Genomic DNA, 6619 nt, shown 5'->3' with positions numbered 1-6619 from the left:
CTGCGGCACGCGCGAGCCGTGGGCGGCGACGTCCCGCTGCGCATCAGCCTGATACCGAAGACCGGTGTCACTTTTGACACCCTGGCTACCGGCTGGAGGTTTGATTGGCGGCAGGACGGAGTCCACGAGGTCTACCTATGGTCTTCCGTTGAACTCATCCCCGACGGCCGTGGCCTGTACGCCGAGTTGACGCTACGCGCGGGAGAGACCCTGACCATGGTCCTGCACTGGTCCGGGCGGTTCCGGCTCCGTCAGCATCCGGAGAGCAAGAAGCTCATTGACCAGACCGTGTATGCGTGGCGCCGGTGGGCATCAAACCTGGATTGCGAAGGCTCCCAAGCGGAGTTGATGAAGCGTTCGGCCTTGACGCTGAAGATGCTGGACCACGCCGAGACGGGGGCCATCTTGGCCGCCGCTACCTCTTCGTTGCCGGAGTGGCCGGGAACGTCCCGGAATTGGGATTACCGGTACACATGGGTGCGCGACGCCTCGTTCTCCAACTATGTGTTCAGGCGCATTGGCGATCCCAGTGATGCGGACGTCTTCCTTGCCTGGGTCCTGACCAACGTCGAGCGGGACGGTGCCCCGCACGTCATGTACGCGCTGGACGGTTCCCAGCCGCCCGATGAGGTCGAGGACCCGCACTTGCGCGGATACCGCGGCTCGGCCCCGGTCCGGTGGGGAAACGGCGCCCGCCACCAACTCCAGCACGATGTGTACGGTGAAATCGTCGATATCGCCTACCAGTGGTCGGGCAGCGGCAAGCGAGTGGATGAGCGGCTCTGGGCCGCATTGGTACCCATTGTGGAAATGGCCATCAGGAGCTGGAGGGTTCCCGACTCGGGGCCTTGGGAAATCCGGGACAAGAGCAGGCCCTTCACCTACTCGGCGGCGTTATGTTACGTCGCGATCGACCGCGCCATCCAGATCGCGCGCAGGGACGGGCTTCCCTATCCCAAACGCCGGTGGGAGGCCACTGCCCGTCAAATCCGGCAGGCTGCCCTGACACAATCATGGGATCCCCGGCGGCGCACCTTTACCGAGAACCTAGGTGGCAACGGCGGTCTCGACGCGTCGCTCTTGACCCTTCCCGTCCGCAACGTCATTGATTTCGACGATCCCCGGATGGTTTCCACGACGAAAGCGATCGCGGCGGAGCTCGACGCCGGCAACGGACTTTTGTTCCGCTACCTGCCATCGGTTTCTCCCGACGGTCTGCCCGGAAACGAAGGGGCGTTCCTCCTCTGCAGCTTCTGGCTGGTGGACAACCTGGCAGGACAAGGGCGCGTGGATGAAGCCCATGAACTCTATGAGTCCCTCTGCAGCCGTGCGAATTCACTGGGCCTGCTACCCGAGCAGATCCACCCGGACACCGGAGAGTTCCTCGGCAACTTCCCGCAGCGTTCAGCCATGTGGGCGTGCTGGCCAGCGGCCTGCGCCTGCTGAAAGCGGAGCGGCGGGCCGCAAAGGCTGGCACTACCACGCGGAATCAGGGCTAGCGGCGAGGGGCGAAGCCGATGCGTGCGTGGTGGGTCCGGGAACCAGCTCCGATTGAATCCGGGCCGCTTGTCTGGGGCGAACGCCCCGATCCTCAACCAGGAGTGCATGAGCTCCTGGTCAGAGTCCGGACCTGTGGTGTCTGCCGCACGGATCTGCATCTGGCAGAGGGCGACCTCACCCCTCGGATGCCGAATGTAGTCCCCGGCCACGAAGCGGTAGGAATAGTCAGCGAGGCGGGCGAAGGGTGCGTGAGGTTCCGGCGCGGTGACAGGGTCGGAGTGGCCTGGCTGGGTGGAACCTGCGGGAGCTGCGAGTTTTGCCGCCGCGGTGACGAGAACCTTTGCCTCTCCCCTGTCTTCACGGGTTGGGACAGGGACGGTGGCTATGCCGAACAACTCACGGTGTCCGAGGATTTTGCCTATGCCATCCCGCCCCGGTTTTCGGACGAACAGGCAGCCCCTCTGTTGTGCTCCGGCATCATCGGGTACCGGGCGCTCAAACGGGCCGCTGTTCCGGAGGGTGGCCGACTGGGCATCTATGGTTTCGGAGGGTCCGCCCATCTCACGGCGCAGATGGCACGCCACCAAGGGGCGCAGGTGTACGTGATGACGCGTTCGGAGCCGGCCCGTGAACTGGCGCGGAAGCTGGGTGCGGTGTTTGTGGGCGACGCGTACGAATCCCCGCCAGACCCACTCGACTCGGCGATACTGTTTGCCCCTGCCGGGGACCTCGTCCCTGTCGTCCTCAAGGCATTGGGCCGGGGCGGGACCCTGGCCATTGCCGGCATCCACCTCAGCGACATACCGCCCTTGAACTATTCCGCAGATCTCTTCTATGAGCGGCAGCTCCGCAGCGTCACTGCCAACACCCGGGCAGACGGCGAAGAGTTCTGGTCCTTGGCCGCGGAAATCCCGCTGGCTCCCACCACGACGGCGTATCCGTTGGCTCAGGCCGACCGGGCGCTGCGGGATTTGGCCGCTAGCCGTGTTACCGGAGCTGCCGTGCTGACAGTCTGAACTGCGGATGTCCCCGCATCACAGACAGGCAGGCGGGAGCAAAAAACGGCGATCGGCGGGTCCGATAACGGCCCGCCGGTCGGTATTCCGCTGTTCAGCGTTTCAGGACATCGCGTTGAAGACTTCAGTGCGAAGGGCTGACCATGTGATGCCGATGTTCCTCGGTGCTGGGCTTGATCGCCATCGCGGTGACGACGAGCGCCACCAGGCCAGCGATCCACGATGTCCAAGCGACTCCGGCTTGCATGGAGTACGAGCCTAGCCACGGCGAAAGGAACAGCAAGGCACCGAAGGCCGCCTGCACCCACTCCATGACCGGCGTTCCGGGCATGGCCAGATTGATCACACCGCTAACGATCAGCAAAGCGCCGAATACGACCATCAAGGCAGCCGACGAGCCGGCGGCCGTGGTCCAGATGACCGATAAAGCAGCATAGAGACCGGCGACAACCGTGACCCAATCCTGCCATCGCGTCCATTTCTTCATTGAACCCACCTCTGTGATGTGGACTGCATTCCGGGGCACCGAGCAAGTACTCCGGTATTGGTGTAACAAAATCCGCGCGCAGCTACTTCCCGACAGACGCGTGCGGTATTGGACCGCAGTCGTTGAATCCTGCCGCGCGCGAAGCCTTGCTAAGAGGGGACTTCCGGTCTAGAACGTAGTCATAGAGCAACATCGACGGACATGCCCGGCGTCGCCCGGCACGTCCGTCCGGAGAGGACCCCGTGATATCGAGTCGCTGGTCGTAAAGTCGCAGTCAGCCCGGTGCTGACTCAGCGACGTCCGTTGGTGCGAACCGCCGTGGCCTCCGGCGTGGACTTGCGTCCGCCGCCAACGCCCAGGTTCCGGCCCGACCCCGCCAGGTCGCCTGCAGTCGCAACCAACAGAAGGAAAGAAATGCTAAACATGAAGGTCCCGGCACGAGGCGCCGGAACCGCCTTCATTGCAACCATCGCTATCACGGCACTCGCCGCGTGTTCGAGCACGGGCACATCTTCGTCGTCGTCGAGCACCGCAAGTTCCGGAGGAGCTGTACCGCAGATATCTGCGGATGCGTTCACGGCCGATTTCTCGGCAATGAAACAGCTCACGTCGCTCGCTTCACAAGGCAAGGGCATGGTGGGCGTACTGCTGCCGGACACCACCACCTCCGCGCGATACGTGACTTTCGACGCCCCGTACCTGAAGAAGGCATTCGAAGCCGCGGGACTCGATTCCTCCAAGTTCAAGATCGACAACGCGCAGGGCAGCGCAAGCACGATGCAGACCCAAGCCGAGGCTGATATCACGGCCGGCGCATCGGTGCTGCTTGTCGACGCCCTGGACTCCGGTTCGGGCGCGGCCATCGAGGCGGCCGCCAGTGCGCGCGGCGTCAAAGTGATCGACTATGACCGGCTCGTCAAAGGCGGGACAAAAGATCGCACCTATGTCAGCTTCGACAACGTCAAGGTTGGTCAGCTCATCGGCCAAGGCGAAATCACGTGCATCGCTGACTGGAAAGTCACCAAGCCAAACATCCTGGTCATGGATGGCGACCCGACCGACAACAACGCGAAGCTGTTCGCCGAAGGTTACAACGGCGTACTCAAGCCGCACTTCGACAATGGCGAGTACGTCAACGTCGGAGAGCCGGCGGGCACGTGGACACCGTCAGTGGCTCAGACGACGTTCGCCCAGCAATACACTGCCCACCCGAACATCAACGCGGTTGTCACGCCGAACGACGACAATGCCAACGCGGTGATCGCCTACCTGCAGAGCAAGCAGATTCCCGCCAAGACCTTCCCGACGACTGGACAGGATGCGTCCTTGTCCGGCCTGCAGAACATCCTGAAGGGCTACCAGTGCGGAACGGTGTACAAGCCGATCTACTTTGAGGCCCAGGCTGCGGCCGCGGCAGCGCTCTACCTTCGGGCGGGCGTCACTGTTCCGTCAACCCTCGTCAACGGCAAGACCACGGACGACACCGCGAAGTCCGATGTCGCATCGGTCCTGCTGACCCCGCTGTGGGTGACCACGAAGAACATGGCGGACACTGTCGTCAAAGACGGCGCCGTAACGAGTTCATCGCTGTGCATCTCGCAAGTGAAGGACGCGTGCACCGCGGCAGGTATCCAGTAGTCCGAACGATGAGTGAGTTGGCAGCCCCGGACCCCGCCGACGTCGGGCCCTTGCTTCGGCTGGAGGGCATCGACAAGAACTTCGGGCCGGTGCAGGCACTGGTCGACATCACCCTTGAGGTGCCGATCGGCAAGGTGACTGCGCTTGCCGGCGACAACGGCGCGGGCAAATCGGTCTTGATCAAATGCGTTGCCGGCATTCACACCCCCGACGACGGGCAGCTGTTTTGGGAAAACCAGCCCGTACGGTTGAACTCGCCGCACGAAGCCGCGGCGCTCGGCATCGAGACCGTGTACCAGGACCTGGCACTCTGCGACAACCTCGACATCGTGCAGAACCTGTTCCTCGGCCGCGAACGCCTGCGACATTTCCTCCTCGACGAGGAGAGCATGGAGATCGCGGCCCGGGAGACACTGACGAGCCTGGCCGTGACAACAGTGCGGTCGATCCGGCAACCCGTCGCGTCGCTGTCCGGAGGGCAACGCCAGTCGGTGGCGATCGCGAAATCGGTGCTGTGGAACTCGAAGCTCGTCATCATGGACGAGCCCACCGCTGCCCTCGGCGTCGCCCAGACGGAGGTGGTCCTTCACCTGATCCGCCAGCTCGCCGACCGTGGAGTGGCCGTCATCGTCGTCTCACACAATATGAACGACGTGTTCGAAGTCGCGGACCGCATCGCCGTGCTCAGGCTCGGGCAGCTGGTGGCTATCCGGCCTGTCACGGAAATGGACCGGCAGATCGTGGTTGACCTGATGACCACGGGGTTCTCCGATCGGGCAACGCCGGAACTCGCGCCTCCACCGCCGTCGAACCGCCAGCTCACCGCCGCCAAGGGTCCGCTCCCTTCCGCAGCGGCGGTGCTCCAGGACGAGCCGACCACGGCGGCAGCCAAGCGGAAGGCCGCCTTGGCGTTGAATCCGGACATCACCGCGACGTCGCTCCCCGAATATTTCCGCGCTGCGTTCGCGCGGGTCCGGGGCGGCGAGAGCGGAGTGCTTCCGGTTCTCGCGGGCCTGTTGCTCATCTCGGTACTATTCCAATCGCTGAACCCGAACTTCCTGACTCCCGGGAACATGGTGAACCTGCTCATCCAGGGTTCCGTTTTCATGCTGCTCGCAATGGGCCAGGTCTTCGTGCTCCTGCTCGGCGAAATCGACTTGTCCATCGGGTACGTCGGCGGGGTGGGCGGCGTCATTATGGCCGAACTCGTGCAGGAGTCCACCGGTTGGCCGTGGTGGGCGGCGATCGCCGTCGGCCTGCTTGGCTGCGCCGGGATCGGACTGCTCCACGGGACGATCATCACCCGGCTCGGCCTGCCGTCGTTCGTCGTGACTCTTGGCGGCCAGCTCGGCTGGCTTGGCGTGATGCTCATCATCCTTGGCAGCGGCGGCGTCGTGCCCATCAACGACAATGTCATCAATAACATCGCGAGCGGCAACCTCAGCCCGGTCACCAGCTGGATCCTCATGCTCGTGGTCGTCGGAGCGTTCAGCACGTGGACGTGGCTGCGGGACGCCCGCCGGCGCAACACCGGGCTCGTCGCGCCGCCCGCCAGTGTAAGCGCCCTGAAGATCGCGGCGGTGCTCGCCGCCGGTGTGGCGATCGTCTGGCTCTGCAATACGGACCGCGGAATCCTGGTCGAAATCAGTGGCGTTCCGTGGGTCCTTCTCGTGGTGCTCGGAGTCCTCGCCGCCTGGACCCTGCTGCTTGGGCGAACCCGGTTCGGTCGCTACGTCTACGCCATTGGCGGCAACGCCGAGGCCGCTCGGCGGGGAGGCGTGAACCTTGCCCGTATTCGCACCCTCGCCTTCATCCTCGCTTCCTTCACTGCAGGCATCGGCGGAATCGTCTACGCGTCGCGCCTCCGTTCCGTCTCGACCTCGTACGACGGCGGCACTCTGGTGCTTTACGCCGTGGCCGCCGCGGTGATAGGCGGGACCAGCTTGTTCGGCGGCCGCGGCAAGGTGCTGCACGGGGT

5 protein-coding genes are annotated in these 6619 nt (G+C 64.1%); 4 read left to right on the top strand and 1 reads right to left on the bottom strand.

The genetic code is table 11. The features are described 5' to 3' along the window. On the top strand, positions 1 to 1446 hold a 1446-nt coding region (locus tag AHiyo1_RS21635), incomplete at its 5' end, for a glycoside hydrolase family 15 protein (protein ID WP_216363288.1). Positions 1447 to 1517: 71 nt separating this feature from the next. Continuing rightward, entirely contained in the window at positions 1518 to 2516 is a 999-nt protein-coding gene (locus AHiyo1_RS21630; RefSeq protein WP_059389951.1) for a zinc-dependent alcohol dehydrogenase family protein, read from the top strand. 124 nt (positions 2517 to 2640) lie between these two features. Here AHiyo1_RS21630 and AHiyo1_RS21625 read toward each other — a convergent pair whose 3' ends face one another. Further along, complete coding sequence (locus tag AHiyo1_RS21625) at positions 2641 to 3003, bottom strand: SPW repeat protein (protein ID WP_059389950.1); 363 nt, start codon at positions 3001 to 3003, stop codon at positions 2641 to 2643. Between the two features lie 414 nt (positions 3004 to 3417). Between AHiyo1_RS21625 and AHiyo1_RS21620 the strand changes: the two genes are divergently transcribed. Together AHiyo1_RS21620 and AHiyo1_RS25110 are read left to right on the top strand one after the other, a co-directional pair. Further along, positions 3418 to 4641, top strand: a complete 1224-nt coding sequence (locus AHiyo1_RS21620) for a sugar ABC transporter substrate-binding protein (RefSeq protein WP_084784669.1) — start codon at positions 3418 to 3420, stop codon at positions 4639 to 4641. Positions 4642 to 4649: 8 nt separating this feature from the next. After that, positions 4650 to 6619, top strand: a 1970-nt coding sequence (locus AHiyo1_RS25110; RefSeq protein ID WP_084784668.1) for an ABC transporter permease subunit, incomplete at its 3' end; no start/stop codon positions are given.

This window comes from Arthrobacter sp. Hiyo1, assembly GCF_001263615.2.
Classification (GTDB): Bacteria; Actinomycetota; Actinomycetes; order Actinomycetales; family Micrococcaceae; genus Arthrobacter.
This window is presented reverse-complemented; position numbering and strand designations above follow the sequence as displayed.